This window comes from Prauserella sp. PE36 (genome assembly GCF_003311655.1).
Lineage (GTDB): Bacteria > Actinomycetota > Actinomycetes > Mycobacteriales > Pseudonocardiaceae > Prauserella_A > Prauserella_A endophytica.
In genome coordinates this window covers 1-266 of record NZ_QEQT01000005.1, presented here as the reverse complement: position 1 = coordinate 266, position 266 = coordinate 1, and the positions used below count along the sequence as shown (strand labels likewise).

Annotated in this window: 1 protein-coding gene; it reads right to left on the bottom strand. The window is 64.3% G+C overall.

Features of this window, described 5'->3' with window-relative positions; genetic code table 11:
* The coding region (locus DI005_RS00145; RefSeq protein ID WP_199542403.1) for a transposase at positions 1 to 266 on the bottom strand (266 nt) is incomplete at both ends.

Below are 266 nucleotides of genomic sequence, written 5' to 3'. Positions count from 1 at the left end.
TGCCCGCCGGTAGCGGGCGTTGATCGACTCGATCGCGTTCGTGGTGCAGATGACCTTGCGAATCTCGACGTCGTATTCGAGGAACGGCACGAACTCGGCCCAGGCGTTGCGCCACAACGCCACGATCGCCGGGTACTTGTCCTGCCACTGCTTCGCGAACTCGTCGAACCGGTCGGTGGCCGCCTGCTCCGATGGCGCCGTGTAGATCGGCTTCAGACCTCGCACGATCGCATCCCGGTGTTGGCGTCCGGCATAGCGGAACGAGT